The 21,759-nt window shown below is 72.9% G+C and carries 18 protein-coding genes; 9 read left to right on the top strand and 9 right to left on the bottom strand.

From position 1 onward, the window contains the following. Nucleotides 1-38 precede the first annotated feature (38 nt). The 5 genes from HGAM_RS10775 to HGAM_RS10755 all read right to left on the bottom strand — a co-directional run bounded on the left by HGAM_RS10775 (nt 39) and on the right by HGAM_RS10755 (nt 7,034). Nucleotides 39-884: an ABC transporter permease gene (locus HGAM_RS10775; RefSeq protein WP_019145498.1), complete on the bottom strand. Its 846-nt coding sequence runs from the start codon at nt 882-884 to the stop codon at nt 39-41. Continuing rightward, nucleotides 884-2,041: an ABC transporter ATP-binding protein gene (locus tag HGAM_RS10770; RefSeq protein ID WP_049798244.1), complete on the bottom strand. Its 1,158-nt coding sequence runs from the start codon at nt 2,039-2,041 to the stop codon at nt 884-886. Before HGAM_RS10770 ends, HGAM_RS10775 begins: the two co-directional genes overlap by 1 nt. Then, nucleotides 2,025-3,134 carry an ABC transporter substrate-binding protein gene (locus HGAM_RS10765; protein ID WP_019145496.1) on the bottom strand — a complete coding sequence of 370 codons (1,110 nt, stop codon included), beginning with the start codon at nt 3,132-3,134 and terminating at the stop codon, nt 2,025-2,027. Before HGAM_RS10765 ends, HGAM_RS10770 begins: the two co-directional genes overlap by 17 nt. Before the next feature lie 196 nt (nt 3,135-3,330). Next, a complete protein-coding gene (locus HGAM_RS10760; RefSeq protein ID WP_019145495.1) occupies nt 3,331-5,922 on the bottom strand; it encodes an AAA family ATPase in 2,592 nt (863 codons plus the stop codon). Beyond that, nucleotides 5,919-7,034: a metallophosphoesterase family protein gene (locus HGAM_RS10755; RefSeq protein ID WP_019145494.1), complete on the bottom strand. Its 1,116-nt coding sequence runs from the start codon at nt 7,032-7,034 to the stop codon at nt 5,919-5,921. The genes HGAM_RS10760 and HGAM_RS10755 overlap by 4 nt, the downstream gene beginning before the upstream one ends. A gap of 169 nt (nt 7,035-7,203) precedes the next feature. Between HGAM_RS10755 and HGAM_RS18885 the strand changes: the two genes are divergently transcribed. The 3 genes from HGAM_RS18885 to tgt are packed head-to-tail and all read left to right on the top strand — an operon-like array spanning nt 7,204 to nt 9,475. Then, nucleotides 7,204-7,611 (top strand): tetratricopeptide repeat protein, encoded by a 408-nt coding sequence (locus HGAM_RS18885; RefSeq protein ID WP_019145493.1) that lies wholly within the window; start codon nt 7,204-7,206, stop codon nt 7,609-7,611. Between the two features lie 23 nt (nt 7,612-7,634). Then, nucleotides 7,635-8,261: a M50 family metallopeptidase gene (locus HGAM_RS18880; protein ID WP_245532115.1), complete on the top strand. Its 627-nt coding sequence runs from the start codon at nt 7,635-7,637 to the stop codon at nt 8,259-8,261. Nucleotides 8,262-8,281: 20 nt separating this feature from the next. After that, entirely contained in the window at nt 8,282-9,475 is a 1,194-nt protein-coding gene (gene tgt, locus HGAM_RS10740) for a tRNA guanosine(34) transglycosylase Tgt (protein WP_019145491.1), read from the top strand. Nucleotides 9,476-9,590: 115 nt separating this feature from the next. On the opposite strand, the gene HGAM_RS10735 is transcribed toward tgt, so the two are convergent. After that, complete coding sequence (locus HGAM_RS10735; RefSeq protein WP_020691651.1) at nt 9,591-10,319, bottom strand: queuosine precursor transporter; 729 nt, start codon at nt 10,317-10,319, stop codon at nt 9,591-9,593. A gap of 44 nt (nt 10,320-10,363) precedes the next feature. On the opposite strand from HGAM_RS10735, the gene HGAM_RS10730 reads away from it, so the two are divergent. After that, nucleotides 10,364-11,614 carry a geranylgeranyl reductase family protein gene (locus HGAM_RS10730; RefSeq protein WP_019145489.1) on the top strand — a complete coding sequence of 417 codons (1,251 nt, stop codon included), beginning with the start codon at nt 10,364-10,366 and terminating at the stop codon, nt 11,612-11,614. 1 nt (nt 11,615) lies between these two features. Here HGAM_RS10730 and HGAM_RS10725 read toward each other — a convergent pair whose 3' ends face one another. Further along, nucleotides 11,616-12,647 (bottom strand): aminotransferase class V-fold PLP-dependent enzyme, encoded by a 1,032-nt coding sequence (locus HGAM_RS10725; protein ID WP_019145488.1) that lies wholly within the window; start codon nt 12,645-12,647, stop codon nt 11,616-11,618. Nucleotides 12,648-12,788: 141 nt separating this feature from the next. On the opposite strand from HGAM_RS10725, the gene HGAM_RS10720 reads away from it, so the two are divergent. Further along, on the top strand, nt 12,789-14,438 hold the full coding sequence (locus HGAM_RS10720) for an FAD-binding dehydrogenase (RefSeq protein ID WP_019145487.1): 1,650 nt from the start codon (nt 12,789-12,791) through the stop codon (nt 14,436-14,438). 21 nt (nt 14,439-14,459) lie between these two features. On the opposite strand, the gene HGAM_RS10715 is transcribed toward HGAM_RS10720, so the two are convergent. After that, on the bottom strand, nt 14,460-16,553 hold the full coding sequence (locus HGAM_RS10715; protein WP_019145486.1) for a putative bifunctional diguanylate cyclase/phosphodiesterase: 2,094 nt from the start codon (nt 16,551-16,553) through the stop codon (nt 14,460-14,462). Nucleotides 16,554-16,635: 82 nt separating this feature from the next. Here HGAM_RS10715 and HGAM_RS10710 point away from each other — a divergent pair, with 82 nt between their 5' ends. The 4 genes from HGAM_RS10710 to HGAM_RS10695 all read left to right on the top strand — a co-directional run bounded on the left by HGAM_RS10710 (nt 16,636) and on the right by HGAM_RS10695 (nt 20,338). Next, the gene (locus HGAM_RS10710) at nt 16,636-17,433 is read left to right on the top strand and encodes an exodeoxyribonuclease III (protein WP_019145485.1); all 798 of its coding nucleotides are present in this window, start codon (nt 16,636-16,638) and stop codon (nt 17,431-17,433) included. 82 nt (nt 17,434-17,515) lie between these two features. Beyond that, on the top strand, nt 17,516-17,941 hold the full coding sequence (locus tag HGAM_RS10705) for a MarR family winged helix-turn-helix transcriptional regulator (RefSeq protein WP_020691654.1): 426 nt from the start codon (nt 17,516-17,518) through the stop codon (nt 17,939-17,941). Next, the gene (locus HGAM_RS10700; protein ID WP_019145483.1) at nt 17,928-19,220 is read left to right on the top strand and encodes an MFS transporter; all 1,293 of its coding nucleotides are present in this window, start codon (nt 17,928-17,930) and stop codon (nt 19,218-19,220) included. The genes HGAM_RS10705 and HGAM_RS10700 overlap by 14 nt, the downstream gene beginning before the upstream one ends. A 41-nt stretch (nt 19,221-19,261) precedes the next feature. After that, nucleotides 19,262-20,338: a threonine aldolase family protein gene (locus tag HGAM_RS10695; protein ID WP_019145482.1), complete on the top strand. Its 1,077-nt coding sequence runs from the start codon at nt 19,262-19,264 to the stop codon at nt 20,336-20,338. Nucleotides 20,339-20,403: 65 nt separating this feature from the next. Here the strand turns inward: HGAM_RS10695 and HGAM_RS18875 are convergent. Beyond that, the coding region (locus HGAM_RS18875; RefSeq protein WP_019145481.1) for an immune inhibitor A domain-containing protein at nt 20,404-21,759 on the bottom strand (1,356 nt) is incomplete at its 5' end.

Below are 21,759 nucleotides of genomic sequence, written 5' to 3'. Positions count from 1 at the left end.
GCCCGTGAGCGTCTGCATGGTTCGCTCGCTCCGCTCGCTCATACGAGGTCCTCCGTGCTCGAGGTGCGGGCGTACGCGACGACCATGGCCACGATGATCAGCATGAGCGTCACCGAGAGGGCACCGGCCGCGGCGTAGTCGCCGGTCGTGGTGAACAGGTTCTGGATGACGTTGCCGACCATCCGCTCGTTCGGGCTGCCCAGCAGCTCGGCGTTGATGAAGTCGCCGGCCGCCGGGATGAAGGTCAGCAGCACGCCGCCGACGACGCCCGGACGCGACAGCGGCCAGGTCACCTTCCAGAACGCGCGGGCCGGCGACGCGTACAGGTCGCTGGCCGCCTCGATCAGGCGCGGGTCGAGCCGCTCCAGGGCCGCGTAGAGGGGCAGCACCATGAACGGCAGGAAGTTGTACGTCAGGCCGGCCACGACCGCCACCGGGGTGGCGAGCAGTCGTCCGTCGTCGCCGAGCAGGTGCACCGTCTGCAGCGCGTCCACGATCCAGCCGTCGTCGCCCAGGATCAGCTTCCACGACAGCGTGCGGACCAGGAAGCTGGTGAAGAACGGGGCCACGACGAGCACGAGCATGAAGTTCTTCCAGCGGCCGGCCTTGAACGCGATCGCGTAGGCGAGCACGTAGCCGAGCACCAGGCAGAACCCGGTGGCGATGCCGGCGTAGACCAGCGAGCGCACCAGCGGACGCCAGTACTCGGTGATCGCGTCCGGGAAGTTGCTCCAGGCGAACGTGACCTCGTAGCCGGTCAGCACCGAGCCGTCCGGGTCGAACAGGCTGGTCGCGAGCAGCGAGTACAGCGGGATGGCGAAGAACAGCGCCAGCCACAACGCCGCCGGCGCGAACAGCCAGTAGCCGGTGAGCCGTCCGCGCATCAGACCTCCCCGAGACCGGCCGTGACGTCCTGGCTGGCGTCCAGCAGGAACGCGAACTCCGGGCGCCACGAGACGTCGACGGGGGTGCCGGGGGTCAGCACCTCGCGCAGACCGGTGTTCTGCTCGAAGGCGGTGATCTCCTGGCCCCACGCCATGCGCACGCGGTACTGCGTGCTGACGCCGATGAACGAGGCGTCGGTGACGACGGCGCCGGTGATGTGGTTGCCCGGGGCGTCGATCGGCTCTCCGTGACGGGCGATGAGCACCTTCTCGGGGCGCACGCCGATCCAGCCGCGTCCGGACGTCGCGTGCGCCCGCTCGCGCGGGATCGACACGGTCGTGCCGTGCATGTCGGCCTTCACCACGTCACCGTCGACGCCGATGATCTCGCCGCCGATGAGGTTCGACTGGCCCAGGAAGTTGGCCACGAACGTCGTGCGCGGGTTGTCGTACAGCTCGGCCGGCGGGCCCATCTGCTCGATGACGCCGCCGTTCATCACCGCGACCACGTCGGCCATGGTCATGGCCTCCTCCTGGTCGTGCGTGACGTGCACGAAGGTCAGGCCGACCTCGGACTGGATGCGCTTGAGCTCGACCTGCATCGAGCGGCGCAGCTTGAGGTCCAGGGCGCCGAGCGGCTCGTCGAGCAGCAGCACCTCGGGACGGTTGATCAGCGCCCGGGCCAGCGCGACGCGCTGCTGCTGGCCGCCGGAGAGCTGCGCCGGCGTCTTGTTCGCCTGCGAGGTCAGCTCGGTCAGCTCGAGCATCTCGGCGACCGCGCCCTTGACGTTCTTGATGCCGCGACGCTTGAGCCCGAAGGCGACGTTCTCGGCGATGTCCAGGTGCGGGAACAGCGCGTAGTTCTGGAACACCGTGTTGACCGGGCGCTTGTAGGGCTTGGTGTAGGTGACGTCGTCGTCGCCGAGCAGGATGCGACCGCTCGTCGGCGTCTCGAGACCGGCGACCATGCGCAGCGTCGTGGTCTTGCCGCAGCCCGACGGGCCGAGCAGGGCGAAGAAGGTGCCGGTCGGCACCACCAGGTCCAGCGCCTTCACCGCGGTGAACGAGGCGAACTCCTTGGTCAGGCCCTCGAGCCGGAGGTCACGGGTCTGTGCCCGCTCGTGGTGCTTCTCGAGCACCTCATCCACCTGTGACATCAGCGAACTCTCCTTCGTAGGCGCGGGCCTCGTACTCCTTGAGACCACGGAAGACGTGGGTCTGGGCGAGGGTCTCTTCCGTGGGGAAGATGAGCTCGCTCTCGGCGAGCTCGGGGTCGATCTTCTCCATCTCGGCCTGGGCTCCCTCGACCGGACAGATGTAGTTGACCCAGGCCGCGAGCTTCGCCGCGACGGCCGGGTCGTAGTAGTGGTCGATCCACTTCTGCGCGTTGTCCTGGTGGCCGGCCAGGTTCGGGATCAGCATGTTGTCCGACCAGATCATCGAGCCCTCCTCGGGCGTGATGAACTTCAGGTTCTCGTCGCCCGCGGCCAGCACGTCACCGGACCAGGCGACGCAGGCCAGGATGTTGCCGGCGCTGAGGTCCTGGATGTACTCGTTGCCGGTGAAGGCCCGGATCTGACCGGCGGAGCGGGCCTTGCGCAGCTTCTCCATCGCGACGGCCCAGTCGTCGTCGTCGAAGTCGGCCGGGTCGTTGCCGTCGCTCAGGAGCAGCAGGCCCATGGTGTCGCGCATCTCGGTGAGCAGGCTGACGCGCCCCTTGAGGTCGGACCGGGTCAGCAGCTCGTCCATGGTGCGCACCTCGCCCACCTCGGCGGCGTTGTAGGCGATGCCGGCCAGGCCGCTCTGCCACGGCGCGGAGTACTCGCGCTCGGGGTCCCAGTCGACGCCCTGCAGCGACGAGATGAGGTTCTGGTGCAGGTTGGGCACCTTGGCGGCGTCCAGCTTCTGGATCCAGCCCATGTTGATCATCCGGGCGGCCATCCAGTCGGTCAGCATGAACATGTCACGCTTCGTCTCCTGGCAGGCGCCCAGCTGGTTGACCACCTTGGCGAAGAACTCGACGTTGTCGTTGACGTCCGCGGTGTAGCGGACGTCGATGCCGGTGGCCTTCTCGAAGTCCTCGAGCGTCGTCGTGCCGCCGTCCTCGGCGGTGTCGATGTACTCGGGCCAGTTGGAGATCACCAGGCTCTTCTCGGTGGCCGATCGGTCGTCGGTCGTGCACGACTCAGGGTCCTGCTGACGACTCGGCGTGCCGAACAGCGGCAGGACGCCGGCACTGCCGGCGAGCACGGCTCCGGCACCGAGACCTCTCAGCACCGTGCGGCGAGTGGGTTGACGCGGCATAACACCTCCCTGAACCGGACACGGGTCGTCCGGGCCAGATCATGGTGCCGCTCCCAGGGGGGCAATGACAATGGATTCAGTGCCGATGTAACGACAACGCAACGAAATCGGTACAGGAACGCGCGTTTGAGCGACGTTTTGCTCAGTCGAGCGCGACGAAACGCGCCTGACCCAGGTGCGCGAACCGGTCCGGGTCGCAGGTCAGCACGACGACCTGGGCCTGCCGGCCGGCCAGCGCCAGCACCGTGGCCAGGCGGCGGCGCCGATCAGGGTCGCTGAACCCCAGCGAGTCGTCGAGCACGACCGGCGCGCCGTCGGCCGGGTCGACCAGGCGGGCGGTGGCCAGCCGGGTCAGCAGGGCGAGCTGCTCGCGGGCGCCGCCGGACAGCCCGGCGAACGGCACCGTGACGCCGTCGAGCGTGCGGCTCTCGACGCTGAGGTCGTCGGCGATCTCGACCGCGAAGTCGGGTCCGAACACCGGGCGGCCGAGCGTCTCGACCTCGCGGCGGAACGGGTCGACGTACCGCGCGCGGGTCTCGTGCTGGTGGCGGTGCAGCACCTCGTGCAGCAGGTCGGCGGCGGCCGCCCGGGCCCGGACGGACTCGTGCGTGCGCTCGGCGTCGTGGACGGCGGCCAGGGCCTGGTCGAGCCGGTCCTGGAGGCCGTCGCGTCCCCGGTCGTCGAGCACCGACTCCAGCCGCACCCGCTCGGCCTCGAGGGCGGCGATCTCGCGACCGGCGTTCTCGACCGCACCGCGGGCGTTCTCCAGCTCGACCTCGAGCAGCTCGGCTCCCAGGTCGTCGAGGGCGTCGCGCAGCCGCGCGACCTCGGCGCGTGCTGCGTCGCCGGCGTGCGCGGACTCGTCGGCGGTGGCCTGCAGCGCTTCGTCGAGCTGCTGGGCACGGTCGGCCTCCAGCCGGGTGCGGAGCCGGTCGAGCTCGGCGTGCGCCGCCTCGCGGCGGGCGGCGGCCCGCGCGTGGTCGGCCCGCAGGGCACCCACCTGGTCGGACAGCCGGTCGTGGTCGGCCCCGGCGTCGTCGCGCTCGCGCTCGGTCTCGCGCAGGACCCGGTCGGCGGCGTCGAGGGCGTCCTCGAGGACCTCGAGCGGCTCGGCCGGCGCGGCCTCGGCCCGCTCCTCGAGCACGGTGAGCCGGGCGGTCAGCCGGTCCAGGCTCTCCCCCGCCAGCACCAGGTCGCGGGTCGCCGCGGCGGCCTCGGCCGCCCGGACCAGGTCGGCGTGCTCGGCCGCCTTCTCGCGGGCCGCGACCAGGTCGGGCACGTCGTGCGCGGCGAGCAGCGCCGCGAGGACGTCGCGGACCCGGCCCACCCGCTCGGCCTGCTCGTCGGCACTGCGGTCGGGCAGCACCCGGACGCGGACCACGTCGGGGACGTCGACCTCGGTCTCGGCGATGACCTCGTGCTCGACGACGCGCACCACGGGACGTCCGTCGAGGTGGACGACCGCGTCGCCCAAGGGCTCGACGACGATGCGGGCGGCGCCGGCCCGGGCGGCAGCCAGGGCGCTGTCGACGTCGAGCTGGGCCTGCTCGACCCGGCGCAGCGCGGCCGCGTCGAGCCCGTTGCGCTCCTGCGCCTCGTGCGCGGACCGCAGCTCGTCGGCGGCCTTCTGCGCCCGCTGCACGCGGTCGCGCAGCGAGGCGAGCTCGGCGCCCGCCCGGGCCTGCTCGACCTGGCGTCGGGCCGCGGCGAGGGCGGCGGTCGCGTCGCCGTGAGCCTGCCGGGCGGTCTCGCGGCGCTCGACGGCCGGGGCTAGCAGCGTCTCGGTCTCGGCGAGCCGGGCCGCGACCTGCTCGTGCTCGACGTCGAGGGAGGTGAGCGAGCGCTGACGCTCGGCCACCTCGGCGACCAGGACCTGCCGTTCCTCGACCCGGCGGCGGGCGTCCGCGGCCACCAGCTCGGCCTCGCGGACGGCGGCCTCGGCCCGCTCGAGCTCACGACGCAGCCCGACGACGGTCTGGTGGCGCTGCTCGACCTGGGCGAGCACCTCGGCCCGCTCGGCGACGCGCGGCTGGAGGTCGGCCAGACGCGAGACGGTGCGGGCGTGCGCCTCGAGGTCGGACTCGACCCGGGCCATCGCCTCGCGGGCCTGGCTCAGCTCGTGCTCGGCGTCGGCCCGACGCTGCTCGGCATCGGCGAGCTCCTTGGTGGGCTTGCCCGTGGCGGTCAGGTAGAGCGCCCGCTCGGCCGCGGCGCGGTCGACGAGCGCGGCGTGCACCGAGCCGTCGTCGGCCCCGGCGCGTCCGGACAGGGCGGCCTGCAGCGGGGTGGCCCGGCCCAGCGCCGGCTGGTGCAGCGAGTCGCCCTGCACCTGCTGCAGCGCGTCCCACAGAGTGGCGTCCAGGGTCTCGGCGAACATCGCCTCGACCCGGTCGTGCGCCTCGTCGCCGGACAGCTGCTGGCGACGCGGGGCCAGCACGGTGAGCTCGGTGCGGTGCTTGCGCAACCACCGCTTGGTGTAGACGAAGTGGTACGGCCCGGTCTCGACCTCGATCTCGACCTCGGGGCCGACGTCGCGGTGGGTGGGCTGCACGGCCTTGACGTCGCGGTGCGAGGAGGCGCTCTTGTACTGGCGCACCAGCCTGAGCCCCTCCGCCAGGGACGACTTGCCGACCTCGTTCGGACCCACGACGACCGTGACGCCGGGCGCGTCGAGCCGGACCTCGGACTCCTCGACGCCGCGGAAGTCCTTGAGCCGGATGCGCAGCAGCCTCATCGGGCACCTGCCGAGGCCAGGCGGTACAGCAGGCTCAGCGCGTCCTGCGCGGCCGGGTCGTCGGCCGAGCGGGCCACGAGCTCGTCGACCGCCTCGCGGGCGAACCCGGTGAGCCCGAGCTCGTCCATGTCGCCGTCGGCCGGGCGGACCGCCAGGTCGGTGTGCCTGGCCCACAGGTCGAGCAGCGCGTACAGCGAGCCGGCATCGTCGAGGAGCGCGTCGAGCCGGGCCTTCTCGGCGACGCTCAGCGTGCCCGTGAGCGAGAGCCACACCGCGGTGCGCTCCTTGGCCGGCTGCTCGCGCAGCCAGCGCTCGAGGTCGTCGAGGTCGGCGGAGGAGTCGAGCCGCGCCTGGTGCGCGACGAACCGCCACGACCCGACCCGGACCGGCTCGACCGACACCGCACCGTCGTCGGCGACGTCGACCACCAGCACGTTGCCGGGGTCGTCCTCGAGCCGGCTCGTCACCTCGGGGGCTCCGGGGTACCAGACGCGGTCGGTGACCCGGGTGGTCGAGTGCCGGTCGCCCAGCACGGCGACGTGGGCCAGGCCGGCGTCGAGGGCGGCCGTGAGCCCGGGCTCGCTGATCGTCGAGGGGTTCGTGCGGTCGAAGCCGACCACGGAGCCGTGGCCGGCGACCACGCGCGCGACGCCGGGGGCAGGCGGCTCGAGCCCCTCGAGGGCGTCGGCCACGAGGTCGCTCAGCGGGCGCTTGGAGTACCACGGGGCGGCGACGAGCTCGGCGCCCGGCGCGACCTCGTGCAGGCCGGGGCGGTCGAGGACGTGGACGTGCTCGGGGCAGCCGGCCAGGAACTCCGGCGAGCGGTAGACCGAGGCGGCGTCGAGCGGGTCGTGGTTGCCCGGCAGCAGCCAGACCGGGACCGGGACGTCGCGCAGCGCGTCGAACGCGCGGCCGACGACCTGGCGGTCGAGCTGGTTGGACTCGAAGACGTCGCCGCAGACCAGGACGAAGGCGGCCCCGTGCTCGGCCGCGACCCGTCCGGTGGCGCGGACGGCGTCGAGCCGCGCCTGCGCGAAGCGGGGCCGCGCCTCCGCCTCCAGGAAGTGCGCGGTCATGCCGATCTGCCAGTCGGCGGTCGCCACGAATCGCATGCTGCGAGCCTAGGTCCGGGGGCTGACAGAATCCGGCAGCCTCACCCGGCGTGTACGTCACGTCCCGTCGGCGAGCGCGCCGCACGGAGCCGGCCCGCGGACGTGGGACGCTGTTGGGAATGGATCCCAGTCGACCGCTGTTGTGGCGGGCACGAGAAAGGACTGGCACATGACCATCTACCAGAAGCCGAGCTACACGGACGCCCAGATCGAGGCCATGGAGGTCTTCGACGCGTTCCGCCTCGGTGAGGAGCTGCTCGACTCGCGCTGGCCGCGCGAGGCGATCCGGGTGCTCGCCAAGGTGGTCGACGCCGAGCCGCGCAACGCCGCCGCGTGGGAGCTCATGGGACGCGCGCGCTTCGCCGCCGCCCTGCTGGTGCCGGCCGAGGAGGCGTTCCGCCGCCTGGTCGAGCTGGAGCCCACCAGCCAGTGGGCGCACACCGCGCTGGGCCTGAGCCTGGACCGGCAGAGCCGCCACGCCGAGGGCGCGATGTTCCACCGCATGGCCGCGGCCATGGGCGCCGACGCGCGCGACGCCACCCGCGTCGACCTGGTCGACGACAAGGGCCTGGTCTGACCTGGGCCTGGGTGCCGGCTGCCGTGGCCGCCGCCCTCGTGCTCGTCCCGCCGGCGTGGACGTTCTCGCGCCACGTCGTGACGCTCGTGCACGAGGCCGGCCACGCGCTGGCCGCGCTCCTCACCGGACGCCGGCTGCAGGGCATCCGGCTGCACCGCGACACGTCCGGCCTCACGGTCTCGGTCGGACGTCCGCGCGGCCCGGGCATGGTGCTGACCGCCGCGGCGGGCTTCCTGGCCGCTCCCCTGCTGGGGCTGCTGCTGGCGGCGCTCGCGGCGGTCGGCGGCACCCGCTGGTCGCTCGGCGTCGCGGTCGTCGTGCTGGCCCTGGTCCTGCTGTGGGTGCGCAACCTGTTCGGGCTGCTCGTCGTGGCGCTGTGCGGCGCCGGCGTCTACGCGCTCGTGCGCTGGGGCTCGGTCCCGGTGCAGGAGGGCGTGGCCGCCGGCGCCGCCTGGTTCCTGCTGCTCGGCGGCCTGCGCACCACCGTCGAGCTGTGGCCGCACCGGCGGCGCAGCCGCACCCGGACGTCCGACGCCGACGTGCTCGCCCGGCTCACCCGCGTCCCGGCCCCGCTGTGGAACCTGCTGCTCGTGGCCGCCGCCGCAGGTGCGCTCGTGCTGGCCACGTCCTGGCTGCCGGTGCTCGACTGACCGCCTGGGAGGATGGCGCCGTGTTCACCGTCGGCAAGCAGCTCCCCGGGACCCTCGGACGCACCGGCGTCCTCTCCACCCCGCACGGCGACGTGCGCACCCCCGCGTTCGTCCCCGTGGGCACCAAGGCGACGGTCAAGGCGGTGCTCCCCGAGGCCATGGCCGAGCTCGGCGCGCAGGCGCTGCTGGCCAACGCCTACCACCTGTACCTGCAGCCGGGCGCGGACGTCGTCGACGAGGCCGGCGGCCTGGGCGCGTTCATGGGCTGGCGCGGCCCGACGTTCACCGACTCCGGCGGCTTCCAGGTGCTGAGCCTGGGCGCCGGCTTCCAGAAGACGCTGTCGATGGACTCCACGACGGCGACCGCGGACGACGTCATCGCGCCGGGCAAGGAGCGCCTGGCCCACGTCGACGAGGACGGCGTCACGTTCCGCTCCCACCTCGACGGCAGCAAGCACCGGTTCACGCCCGAGGTGTCGATGGGCATCCAGCACCAGCTCGGCGCCGACGTCATCTTCGCCTTCGACGAGCTGACCACGCTGATGAACAGCCGCGGCTACCAGATCGAGTCGCTGGCCCGCACCCAGCGCTGGGCCGAGCGCTGCGTCCGCGAGCACGAGCGGCTCACGCAGGAACGGGCGGACAAGCCGTACCAAGCGCTGTTCGGCGTCGTGCAGGGCGCGCAGCACGAGGACCTGCGCCGCCAGGCCGCCCGCGACCTGCGCCCGCTCGGCTTCGACGGCTACGGCATCGGCGGCGCGATCGAGAAGGAGCGGCTGGGCGAGATCACGTCCTGGGCGGTCTCCGAGCTCGAGGAGGACAAGCCGCGCCACCTGCTGGGCATCGGCGAGCCGGACGACTTCTTCGCCGCGGTCGAGGCCGGCATCGACACCTTCGACTGCGTCTCCCCCACCCGCGAGGCCCGCCGCTCGCGCGTCTACACCCGCGACGGCCGGTTCAACCTGCTGCAGGCGCGGTTCAAGCGCGACTTCACGCCGATCGACGAGACGTGCGACTGCTACACGTGCACGCACTACACGAAGGCCTACCTCCACCACCTGTACAAGGCCAAGGAGTACCTGTCGGCCACGCTCGCCTCGATCCACAACGAGCGATTCACCGTGCGGCTGGTCGACGACATCCGCGCCTCGATCGAGGACGGGACGTACGCCGACGTCAAGGCCGACGTCCTCGCCCGCTACTACGCGTCCTGAGCGGGCCTCCGTCCGGCGGTGAGCTGGCGTCCACCCGGACGCCCACGGTGGACGCTCACCCACCGCCGCCCCTCACCGGTGGACGCTGTCTCACCGCCGTCCGGGCTGGCGGGTGTCAGTCGGTGGTGGTGGGCGCGTCGTCCCAGTAGCCGGGCTCGCGCTGCTTGAGCCAGGCGATCACGACGACGGTGACCGGCATGACGACCAGCTCGACGAGCACCTTGTAGACGAAGCCGACGACCGCGTAGTTCCAGAACTGGCCCATCGACGTGATGCCGATGGCCGACGCGGCGATGGCGCAGAAGATGAGCGTGTCCGCGGCCTCGCCGACGCCGGTCGACGTCGCCAGGCGCGCCACCAGCCCGCGCTCGGCGGTGCGCTCCTTCATCCGCACGAGCACGTACGAGTTCAGCAGCTGGCCCACCACGTAGCCGGACATGGACGCCAGCAGGATCTGCGGCACCTGGCCCAGCACGGCCTCGAACGCCCCCTGGTTCTCGTAGAACGACGCGGCCGGCGCGTGCTCGACCGCGACGAACGTCAGCGCCGCGACGATCGAGGCGCCGAACCCGACGATCACCGCACGGCGCGCGGCGCGGAAGCCGTACACCTCGCTGATGACGTCGCCCAGCACGTAGGCCAGCGGGAACAGGAACGCGCCCCCGTCGGTGATCACCGGCCACAGCTGCAGCGAGCCGAGCGACCACGAGCCCGAGCCGAGCTCGATGCCCTTCGTGGCGACGATGTTGGAGACGACGAGCACGACGCAGAACAGCGCCAGGATCACGTCGAAGTGGGTGCGGGTGCGCGCGGCGTAACGGACGCGCGTGGAGGGGGCTGTCACGGGCTTCATCCAACCACCGACCGACCCTCTGGGAGAATCCGACCATGACCGCCGCGCTGCCCGACCGCACCGACGTCCTCGTGGTCGGGGCCGGCCCCGCCGGGTCCGCCGCGGCGGCCTGGTCCGCGCGCCACGGACTGGCCACGGTGCTGGCCGACGCGGCCGTCTTCCCGCGCGACAAGACCTGTGGCGACGGCCTCACGCCGCGGGCGATCGCCGAGCTCGACCGGCTCGGCCTCGGACCCTGGACGCGCTCGCACGGCACCAACCGCGGCCTGCGCGCGGCGGGCTTCGGGCACGAGCTGCTGCTCCCCTGGCCCGGCGGCTCGCTGCCCGACCACGGCTCCGCGGTCCCCCGCACCGAGCTGGACGCCCACCTGCGCGAGACCGCCCTGGCCGCCGGCGCCACGCCGCTCGACGGAGCCCGCGCGACCGACGTCGAGCGCGACGCCGCCGGCCGCGTCACCGGCGTCGTGTTCAGCCTCGGCCGCGGCACCGAGCCGCACGTCGTGCGCTGCGACCGGCTCGTCGTCGCCGACGGCGTCCGCTCGCCGATCGGCCGCGTGCTGGGCCGCGAGTGGCACCGCGACACCGCCTACGGGGTGGCCGGACGCTCGTACGTGAAGTCCGGGCGCACCGACGACCCCTGGATCTCCTCGCACCTGGAGCTGCGCGACGAGACCGGCACCGTCCTGCCCGGCTACGGCTGGATCTTCCCGCTCGGCGACGGCGAGGTGAACCTCGGCGTCGGCGCGCTGGCCACCTCCAAGCGTCCGGCCGACCTCGCCGTGCGCCCGCTCATGAACCTGTACGCCGACCAGCAGCGCGACACCTGGGAGCTCGGCGACGAGCTGCGCGCCCCCACGTCCGCGCTGCTGCCGATGGGCGGTGCCGTCTCCGGCGTGGCCGGCCCGAACTGGGCGCTGATCGGCGACGCCGCCGCCTGCGTCAACCCGCTCAACGGCGAGGGCATCGACTACGGCCTGGAGACGGGCCGGCTCGTGGCCGAGCAGCTGGCCGACGGCGCCGACCTGGCCGCCGCCTGGCCCGCGCTGCTGCGCCGGCACTACGGCGAGGCGTTCTCCATCGCCCGCCGACTCTCGGGCCTGCTGACCGTGCCCCGGGTGCTGCCGACCTTCGGCCCGCTCGGGATGCGCTCCAAGGTGCTCATGACCGTCGCCCTGCGCGTCATGGGCAACCTGGTCACCGACGAGGACCGCGACGTCACCGCCCGGCTGTGGCGGGCCGCCGGACGCGCGTCCGTGCGGCTGGACGCCCGCCCGCCGTTCGCCTGACCTAGGCGCCCAGCACGGCCAGCAGCCGGTCGACGTCGGTGTCGTCGTTGTAGAGGTGGAAGCCGATGCGCACGCGACCGGCCCGCACGGCCGCGCGCAGGCCCGCGTCCGCCAGCCGCTGCTCGACCCCCTCGGACTCGAGCGCGACGATCGCCGACGGAGCGGGCGGCTGGCCCACCGCGTCGCGCACGCGGTCGGCCAGCCCGATGCAGTGCCGCTGCACGGCGGTCATGTCCAGCGACGCCAGCCAGGGCATGGCCACGCCGGCCCCGAGCAGCGTGAACCACGACGGCGACGTGTCGAGCCGGCGTCCGTCGGTGGCCAGCAGCGCCGGCAGCTCGTAGGTGTTGGCCCACGGACGCTCCGAGGCGTACCAGCCGGCGGCGTGCGGGACGAGGGTGGCCGCCAGCTCCGGACGCACGGCCATCCACGCGGCGCCACGCGGCGAGAGCAGCCACTTGTAGCTGCCGCCGACCACGACGTCCGCCCAGACGGCGTCCAGGGCCATCCAGCCCATCGCCTGCGTGACGTCCAGGACGACCCGGGTGCCGCGTCCGGCGATGCTGGCGCGCAGCGCGACGGTGTCGAGCACAGCACCGTCGGCCGACTGCACGAGGCTCACGGCGACCAGGTCGAACTCCCCCGCGCGGCGCTCGAGCTCGCCCGGGGCGAGCGCCGTCACCGTGACGCCACGGCCGCGCTGGGCGTCGAACGGAGCGGTGACGCTGGTGAACTCGCCGGCGACGGTCGCGACGCGCGCGCCGTCCGGCACCCCGGCGGCGACGAGCCCGAGCAGGCCCGAGACGCTGCCGCCCATGCTGACATCCGCCACCGGCACGCCGGCGAGCGACGCGAACGCGGTACGGGCGGCAGCGACCGACACGTCGAAGTCGCGAGGCGCCATCTCGCCGAGCTCCCAGGCCCGCAGGGCGCCGCGCAGCACCTCGCCCTGCCGGCGGGAGGCCAGTCCGTAGGTGGCCGAGTTCAGGTATCCGGGGGCGCCGTCGAAGGTCTCGCCGTGGGCTTCTCGCACCCGCCGGACGCTACCGACGTCCGGGGTCCGGCGGGAGGGCCACTCGCGTCGCGGTGGACCCCTGCCGCCCGACCGGCGCCCGGGTGACCGATCTGCGGGTACCGGCCCGCTGCCGGGGTGGCGTGCGCCACAATGCTCGGCATGGATGCTGACGTCGTCGTCGTGGGGGCCGGTCTCGCCGGTCTCGTCGCCACTGCCGAGCTCGTGGAGGCCGGCCGCTCGGTCGTCCTGGTCGACCAGGAGGGCGAGCAGGGCCTCGGCGGCCAGGCCTGGTGGTCGTTCGGCGGGCTCTTCCTGGTCGACTCCCCCGAGCAGCGCCGGCTGCGCATCAAGGACTCGGTCGACCTCGCGATGCAGGACTGGCTCGGCAGCGCCCAGTTCGACCGCGCCGAGGACGACCACGCCCGTCGCTGGGCCGAGGCGTACGTCCACTTCGCCGCGGGCGAGAAGCGCGCCTGGCTGCACGAGAAGGGCCACCGGCTGTTCCCGGTCGTCGGCTGGGCCGAGCGCGGCGGCGGCCTCGCCGGCGGGCACGGCAACTCCGTCCCCCGCTTCCACATCACCTGGGGCACCGGCCCGGGCATCGTCGAGCCGTTCGAGCGCGTGGTGCGCGAGGGCGTCGCGCGCGGCCTGGTGACCTTCGCCTTCCGCCACCGCGTCGACGAGCTCGTGGTCGAGGACGGCCGCGTCACGGGCGTCCGCGGCACCCGCCTCGCCCCCGACACGTCCGCCCGCGCCATGGCCACCAACCGCGACGCCGTCGGCGACTTCGAGCTGCGGGCCCAGGCGGTCGTGCTGACCTCCGGCGGCATCGGCGGCAACCACGAGCTCGTCCGCGAGGTCTGGCCCGACCGCCTGGGCACGCCGCCCGAGCACATGCTGTCGGGCGTCCCGGCCCACGTCGACGGCCGCATGCTGGGCATCGCCGAGTCCGCGGGCGCGAACCACGTCAACCGCGACCGGCTCTGGGCCTACGTCGAGGGCATCGAGAACTACGACCCGGTCTGGCCGATGCACGGCATCCGCATCCTGCCCGGCCCGTCGTCGCTGTGGCTGGACGCCGAGGGCAACCGCCTGCCCGTGCCCGGCCTGCCCGGCTTCGACACCCTCGGCACGCTCAAGCTCCTGCGCGAGACCGGCCACGACCACAGCTGGTTCGTGTTGACGCAGAAGATCATCGAGAAGGAGTTCGCGCTGTCGGGCTCCGAGCAGAACCCCGACCTCACCGGTCGCAGCGTCAAGGAGCTGCTGCGCCAGCGGCTCGGCAAGGGCGCGCCCGGCCCGGTCGAGGCGTTCAAGGAGCGTGGTGCCGACTTCGTCGTCGCCGACACCCTCGAGCAGCTCGTCGACGGGATGAACGCCGTCACCAAGGAGCCGCTGCTGGACGCCGCCCGGGTGCGCGGCGTCGTCGAGGCGCGCGACCGCGAGATGCGCAACCCGTTCACCAAGGACCTGCAGGTCGCGGCCATGCGCCAGGCCCGCAGCTACCTGGGCGACAAGCTCATCCGCGTCGCGTCGCCGCACGAGCTGCTCGACCCCAAGGCCGGCCCGCTCGTCGCCGTCCGGCTGCACGTGCTGACCCGCAAGTCGCTCGGCGGCCTGCAGACCGACCTGGACTCGCGCGTGCTGCGCGCCGACGGCACCCCGTTCGACGGGCTGTACGCGGCGGGCGAGGTCGCCGGGTTCGGCGGCGGCGGCGTGCACGGCTACAACGCGCTCGAGGGCACGTTCCTGGGCGGCTGCCTGTTCTCCGGCCGGGCGGCCGGACGCGCGCTGGCCCGCGACCTGTAGGTCGCGGACGGCGCCGCCGGGTCAGACCAGCACGGACGCGGCGGCGATCGGCACGGCGGCGCTGTAGAGGAAGCCCTGGCCCTGGTCGCAGCCGAGCCCGCGCAGGTGCTGCTCCTGGCCGGGCGTCTCGATGCCCTCGGCGACGACGGCCATGCCGAGCGTGTGGGCGAGCAGGATGATCGACTCCACGATGCTCGCGTCGCGCTCGTTGTCGTCCATCTTGGCGACGAACGAGCGGTCGATCTTGATCTTGTCGATCGGCAGCCGGGTCAGGTAGCCCAGGCTCGAGAAGCCGGTGCCGAAGTCGTCGATGACGATCTTGACGCCGAGCGAGCGCACCGCGCGCATGACGTCGACGACCTCCATCGGGTCGCTGACCAGGATGTTCTCGGTGATCTCCAGCTCGAGCATCGTCGGGTCGAACCCGGTCTGCTCGGCGATCTGGCGCACCAGGCCGGGCAGGTCGCGGTCGCGGAACTGCTGCGGCGAGACGTTCACCGACAGCCCGACCGGCCGGTCCAGGCGACGGCAGAGCTCGGCCACCTCGGCGCAGGCGGTGCGCAGCACCTTCTCGCCCAGGTCGGAGATGAGGCCGTGGTCCTCGGCCAGCGGGATGAACCGGCCGGGCGAGACGACGCCGAAGCGCGGGCTGGTCCAGCGGGCGAGGGCCTCGAACGCGGCGACGTTGCCGGTGCGCAGGTCGACCAGCGGCTGATAGGAGACCGTCACCTCGGACTCGTTGATCGCGCGGCGCAGGCCGCTGGCCAGCTGCAGCTTCTCGCGGTCGGCGTCCATCGACGGCACGAACACCTTGATGGTGTTCCGGCCGGCGACCTTGGCCTGGTACATCGCGGTGTCGGCGCGCTTGAGCAGCTCGGTGGCGTCGGCACCGTCGCGCCCGGCGAGCGCGACACCGATGCTCACGCCGACCAGGTCGAGGTCGTCGCTGTCGACGTCGGTCGTGGCGACGCGCTCCTGGATGACCCGGGCGCGAGACATGGCGTCGGGCTCGTCCAGCACGTCGACGACGGTGGCGAACGCGTCGCCACCGATGCGGGCGGTGACAGCGCCGGGGCCGGCACCCTCGCGGATGCGCTCGGAGACCGCGCGGAGCACGGCGTCGCCGACGTGGTGGCCGAGCGTGTCGTTGACCGTCTTGAAGTGGTCGACGTCGAGCACCATGAGCGCCAGCGGCGCGGACGGGCGGCGCAGCAGGATGTCGTCGATGACCGAGACCAGGAACGCCCGCGTCGGCAGTCCGGTCAGCTGGTCGTGGCGGGCGAGCCGCTCGGCCTCGGCCGAGGCCTCGACCCGCTGGCTGTTGTCGTACGCGGCGAACAGGTAGCCGCTCGCCGTGCCGTCGCCGCCCATGGGGGTGAGGAACTCCGCGACCGGGACGCGGGCGCCGTCGGGGCGCACGTACGTCCACTCGCGGCGGGCGCCGGGCTCGAGGTCGGCCAGCGTGCGCAGCACGGCGAAGGACGGCGCGTCGTCGCCCTCGGGACGCGCCTGGGGCACGTCGAGGCCGGCGGCGGAGAGCTCGTCGGGGTCGTGCAGGTCGGCCAGGTCACGCTCGAGCAGCTCGGCCGGGTCGACGCCCAGCAGCGTGCCCGCGGCGGCGTTGGCCGACACGATGACGCCGTCGGCGTCGGTGGTCACGATGCTGATCGGGACGCTGTCCAGGATCGTGCGGCGGCCGGCGTCGAGCCGGGCCTGCTCGGTGGGCACCCGGGTGCGGGCGTCGGTCGCGGAGGCGACCACCAGCGGCTCGTCGTCACCGTGCAGCAGCGACAGGCGCACGTCGACGTGCAGCGTGGTGCCGTCGGGCCGGCTGAGCACGAGCTCCTCGGCGACGCCGAACGTCTCGCGCGTGACGGCCAGGGCGAGATGGGCCTCGGTGGTCTCGGTGTGGAACGTGTCGGGCACGAAGGCGCGCACGTCCAGGCCGACCAGGTCGTGCGGCTCGCACCCGAGGAGGCGTCCGGCCTCGGGATTGGCCATGCGGATGCGCCCGCGCAGGTCCCAGACCAGCACGCCGGTGGAGATGGACTCCACGACGTCACGCCACGAGCCCTCGTCGGGTCGCTCGTCGGCGGCGCTGTCCTCCACGGACATCGACCCTCCCGTTGCTCGAACACCCGGAGCATAGCGATCCCGCGCCCCTCAGTTCAGCAGGACGTGCCGATAAGGTCGACCTGTGCTTCGCGTCGCCACCGTCAACGTCAACGGCATCCGTGCCGCCTACCGCAAGGGCATGGACGCCTGGCTCGCCGACCGCGGCTGCGACGTCGTCGCGCTGCAGGAGGTCCGGGCCCCCGACGACATCGTCCGGGAGATCACCGCCGAGTCCGGCCTGCACGTCGTGCACACCGAGGCGGCCGACAAGGGACGCGCCGGCGTGGCCGTCCTCAGCCGGTTCGAGCCCAAGGACGTGCGGGTCGGCAACGGCGACGACTACTTCGACACGTCGGGCCGCTGGATCGAGGCCGACTACGTGCTCGACGACGGCAGCGCGCTGACCGTCGTGTCGGTCTACGTGCACTCCGGCGAGGCCGGCACCCCGCGCCAGGACGACAAGTACCGCTTCCTGGACGCGATGAGCGAGCGCATGCGCGACCTGCGCGCCACGGGCACCCACGGGCTGCTCATGGGCGACCTGAACGTCGGCCACACCGAGCGCGACATCCGCAACTGGAAGGGCAACCTCAAGAAGGCCGGCTTCCTGCCCGAGGAGCGCGCCTACTTCGACCGCTTCCTGGGCGAGCTCGGCTGGGTGGACGTCCACCGCCAGCTCAGCGGCGACGTCGACGGCCCGTACACCTGGTGGTCCATGCGCGGGCAGGCGTTCGACAACGACACCGGGTGGCGCATCGACTACCACCTGGCCACGCCCGAGCTCGGCGCCCTGGCCCGCCAGGCGTGGGTCGATCGGGCGGCGAGCTGGGGCGAGCGCTGGTCCGACCACGCCCCCCTCGTCGTCGACTACGACCTCTAGACCGCGACGCGCCCCGGTCCGCACGGCGGGCCGGGGCGCCCTCGTCTGGAGATTTGCATAACCACCTGATATACATGGTTGCGTGAATCAACTTGAACTGGCGAGCGCGCTGCGCACGTTCGCGGTGGACGTCGCGCGGAGCACCCGCTCGACGTCCATGAGCCGGGTCGCCGCGGCGACCCTCGGCGTCCTGGAGCGCTCCGGCGGACGGCGGATCACCGCGCTGGCCGACCAGGAGGGTGTCAGCCAGCCGGCGATGACCGGGCTGGTGCAGCGGCTCGAGGCGTCCGGCCTCGTGCGCCGCGAGGACGACCCGGCCGACGGGCGCGTCAGCCTCATCTCGATCACCGACGCCGGCCGCGAGGCGCTCCGCACGCGCCGGGCCGAGCAGGACGCCGCCATGGGCGCCTGGCTCGACCGGCTCTCCCCCGCCGAGCGCGACCTCCTGGCCGCCGCCGCACCCGTCCTGCTCACCTACCCCGACACGGAGGACCATGCACACCGCTGAGCCCGTCAGCATGTTCAAGCAGCCGAAGGCGGTCTACGCCGTCGCCTTCGCCTGCGTCATCTCGTTCATGGGCATCGGCCTGGTCGACCCGATCCTGCCGGCGCTCGCCACCGAGCTGGACGCCACACCGAGCCAGGTCACCCTGCTGTTCACCAGCTACCTGGTCGTCACCGCGCTCATGATGCTGGTGACCAACGCGATCTCCAGCCGCATCGGCGCCAAGGCCACCCTGCTCACCGGCCTGGTGATCATCGTGGTGTTCGCCGCGCTCGCCGGCTCGACCGACTCGATCGGCGGCATCGTCGCGTTCCGCGCCGGCTGGGGCCTGGGCAACGCGCTGTTCATCGCGACCTCGCTGGCCGCGATCGTCTCCAGCGCCCGCGGCGGGTTCGCCGGCGCGATCATCCTCTACGAGGCCGCCCTGGGCCTGGGCATCGCCGCCGGGCCGCTCGTCGGCGGCCTCCTCGGCGACATCAGCTGGCGCGGCCCGTTCTACGGCGTCGCCGTGCTCATGGCCCTGGCGCTCGTCGCCACGGCCGTCCTGCTGCCGTCCACGCCGCGCCCCGCCCGCCCGACGTCCGCCGCCGCTCCGCTGCGCGCCCTCGGCCACCGCGGCCTGGCGCTCATGAGCGTCGCCGCCCTGCTCTACAACTGGGCCTTCTTCACGATGCTCGGCTACGCGCCGTTCCCGATGGACCTCGAGGCCATGCAGCTGGGCTGGGTCTTCTTCGGCTGGGGCGTCCTCGTGGCCCTGTTCTCGGTGGTCGGCGCGCCGCGCCTGCAGAGCCGCTTCGGCACCGCCCGCTCGCTGTACGGCGCGCTGGCCGGCTTCGCGGTCGTGCTCGCCGTCATCGCCGCGTTCCCCGAGGACCGCACCGTGCTGGTCGCCTGCGTCATCGTGTCGGGCGTCTTCATCGGCATCAACAACACGCTCACCACGCAGGCGGTCATGATCGTCGCGCCGGTCGAGCGTCCGGTGGCGTCCGCGGCCTACGGCTTCGTGCGCTTCATCGGCGGCGGCCTGGCGCCCTACGCCGCGGGCAAGCTGGTCGAGCACCTGAACCTGCACGTGCCGTTCGCGATCGCCGCCCTGGCCGCGCTCGCCGCCGTCGGCGTGCTCGCCACCAACCGCCGGGCGCTCGACGCGGCCGACGCGGGCATGGACGAGGAGGGGCACCAGGTCACCGACGCGGACGCCGTCGCCGGCGAGGTCGCCGACGAGATGGGTGGCGCGCCGGGCGCCATCGACCAGGTCGTCCACGCGCACGACCGCGTGTGACCCCCGCCGGCCGGTCGGGGCGTGGCTGGGAGGATGAGCGGGTGACCACGACCCCCCTCCACGACCCCGACTGGCGCGGCTTCGCCAGCGACAACTACGCCGGCGTCCACCCCGAGGTGCTGGCCGCCCTGGCCACCGCCAACGGCGGCCACCAGGTCGCGTACGGCGAGGACGCGTACACCGCCCGCCTGCGGCAGGTCGTCCGCGAGCACCTCGGCGAGCAGGCCGAGACGTTCCCGGTCTTCAACGGCACCGGCGCGAACGTCGTGTCGCTGACCAGCGTCCTGCCCCGCTGGGGCGCCGTCGTCGCCGCGAGCACCGCGCACATCAACACCGACGAGGCCGGCGCCCCCGAGCGCATGACCGGCCTCAAGCTGCTCACCGTGCCCACGCCGGACGGGAAGCTCACGCCCGAGCTGGTCGACCGCGAGGCCTGGGGCTACGGCAACGAGCACCGCGCCCAGCCGCTGGCCGTGAGCATCACCCAGACCACCGAGATGGGCACGCTGTACTCCCCCGCCGAGGTGCGCGCGATCGCCGACCTCGCCCACGAGCGCGGCATGGCGGTGCACATGGACGGCGCGCGGCTGTGGAACGCGGCCGCCGCGCTCGGCGTCCCGTTCCGCGCCTTCGTCACCGACGCCGGCGTCGACGTGCTCAGCCTCGGCGGCACCAAGAACGGCCTGCTCGGCGTCGAGGCCGTCGTGGTCCTCTCCCCCGAGCGCGCCACCGGCCTGACCTACCTGCGCAAGCTCACGATGCAGCTGACCAGCAAGATGCGGTTCGCCTCGGCGCAGCTGCTCGCGCTGTTCGAGGACGACCTCGGGCTGCGCAGCGCGGCCCACGCCAATGCGATGGCCGCACGCCTGCGCTCGGCGCTCGAGGCCGGCGTCGCCGACGGCTCGCTGGCCGGCCTCGCGTTCACCCAGGACAGCCCGGCGAACGCGATCTTCGCGACGCTGCCGCTCGAGGCGGCCGACCGCATCCGCGAGCGGGTGCGCTTCTACGACTGGGACCGGTCGCGCGGCGAGGTCCGCTGGATGACGTCCTGGGACACCACCGAGGCCGACGTCGACCACTTCGTCGCCGTCGTCCGCGAGGAGCTCGCCCGCGGCTGAGGTCCCCCGCACGCGACGAGGGCCCCGGGGATCGCTCCCCGGGGCCCTCGCGCGTCAGGCGCTGGTCAGTTGACCTTGATCTTCAGGCTGGTGCCCTGCTGCTGCAGGACCTTCACCTTGACCCCGACGCCAGGCAGCTTGACGCCCTGCTGCGGCGTCTCGGCGTACCAGTACTTCTTGGTGTCGTCGAAGGTCGGCTGCGGGTTCTGCGCCCGGATGTAGGACGCCTTCCCGTTGGTGTGCAGCGTCATCGAGTCGGCCTTCTGCAGCGAGAACGGCGCGTCGTAGACCGCCACGCGGGCCCGCCACGGCTTGCCGTCCGCGATGTTGATGATCGGCGCCGGGTGCGCGTCGATCGGCAGGTTCCGGCCCTGGCCGGGGTGATCGATCGTGTTGTTGTCGGCCTGGGACGTGTCCCAGTACGAGATCAGCAGGCCCTGGCCGTAGCGGAAGTGCTCGGCCCAGTCCGGCCGCGTGTTCAGCCAGCCGAAGTTGTACGGACCCGTCGCCAGGTACTTGTCGTAGCTGACGTGCGACCGGTTGCCCATGACGTAGAAGTTGTCGTGCTGGGTCGTCGTGGTCTCGGCGATGATCTGGAAGCCGTCGAACGTCCAGGCCGGGCTGCCCTCCTCGGCACCGTCGGTCAGCAGCGGCTGGCCGTCGGCGACGATGCGCAGGTCGTCCAGGTACAGGCCGGCGAGGGCGAGGCCGCCGTCGGTCTTGTAGTAGGCGCGCAGCTGGATCTTCTGGCCCGCGTACGCGTCGAGCGGGACGTCGAGGTCGGCCCACGTCTTCTGCTCCCCGCCGATGGCCGGACGCTTGGACGTGTCGAGCGCGAACGCCTTGCCGGCGACGGTGCCCGGCAGCGACGTCCAGGTGTCGCCACCGTCGGTGGACGCCTGGATGTACGCGAAGTCGTAGCCCTTCTCGATCGAGTACCGGACCTTGCCCTGGAAGGCGGCCTTCGTCTTGCCGGTCAGGTCGACCTCGGTGGTCATCGAGTTGGCCAGGTCGTCGCCGGAGCCGGAGTGGAACTGCAGCTTGCCCGACGCCGGGGCCCCGTTCTGCCGGGTCACCGACTTCTTGGGCAGCACCACGACGGCGCCCTGCGCCTTGTCGGTGTTGTACTCCTGCGGGCCGAGCTCGAGCGTCTTCTTCTGCGTGGCCGAGAGGGCCTCGTAGTCGAGCCAGCCGAGCTGCAGCTTCTCCCAGGCACCGAGGTCACCGGGGCGCGTGCCGAGCGGCTCGCCCTGGCCGTTGAGCCGGCTCTGGGCCATGAGCGTCCAGTACTCGTTGTTGTTGTCGCCGCCGGAGGTGCTGTACGCGTCGGGCAGACCGAGGTCGTGGCCGTACTCGTGCGCGAACACCGACAGGCCGCCGTTCTCGGGCTGGACCGTGTAGTCGCCGACCCAGATGCCGGT

The sequence above is a fragment of the Aeromicrobium massiliense JC14 genome (genome assembly GCF_000312105.1).
GTDB classification, from domain to species: Bacteria; Actinomycetota; Actinomycetes; order Propionibacteriales; family Nocardioidaceae; genus Aeromicrobium; species Aeromicrobium massiliense.
Note: the sequence above shows the minus strand (reverse complement) of the source record. Positions and strands in the feature narration are given on the sequence as shown.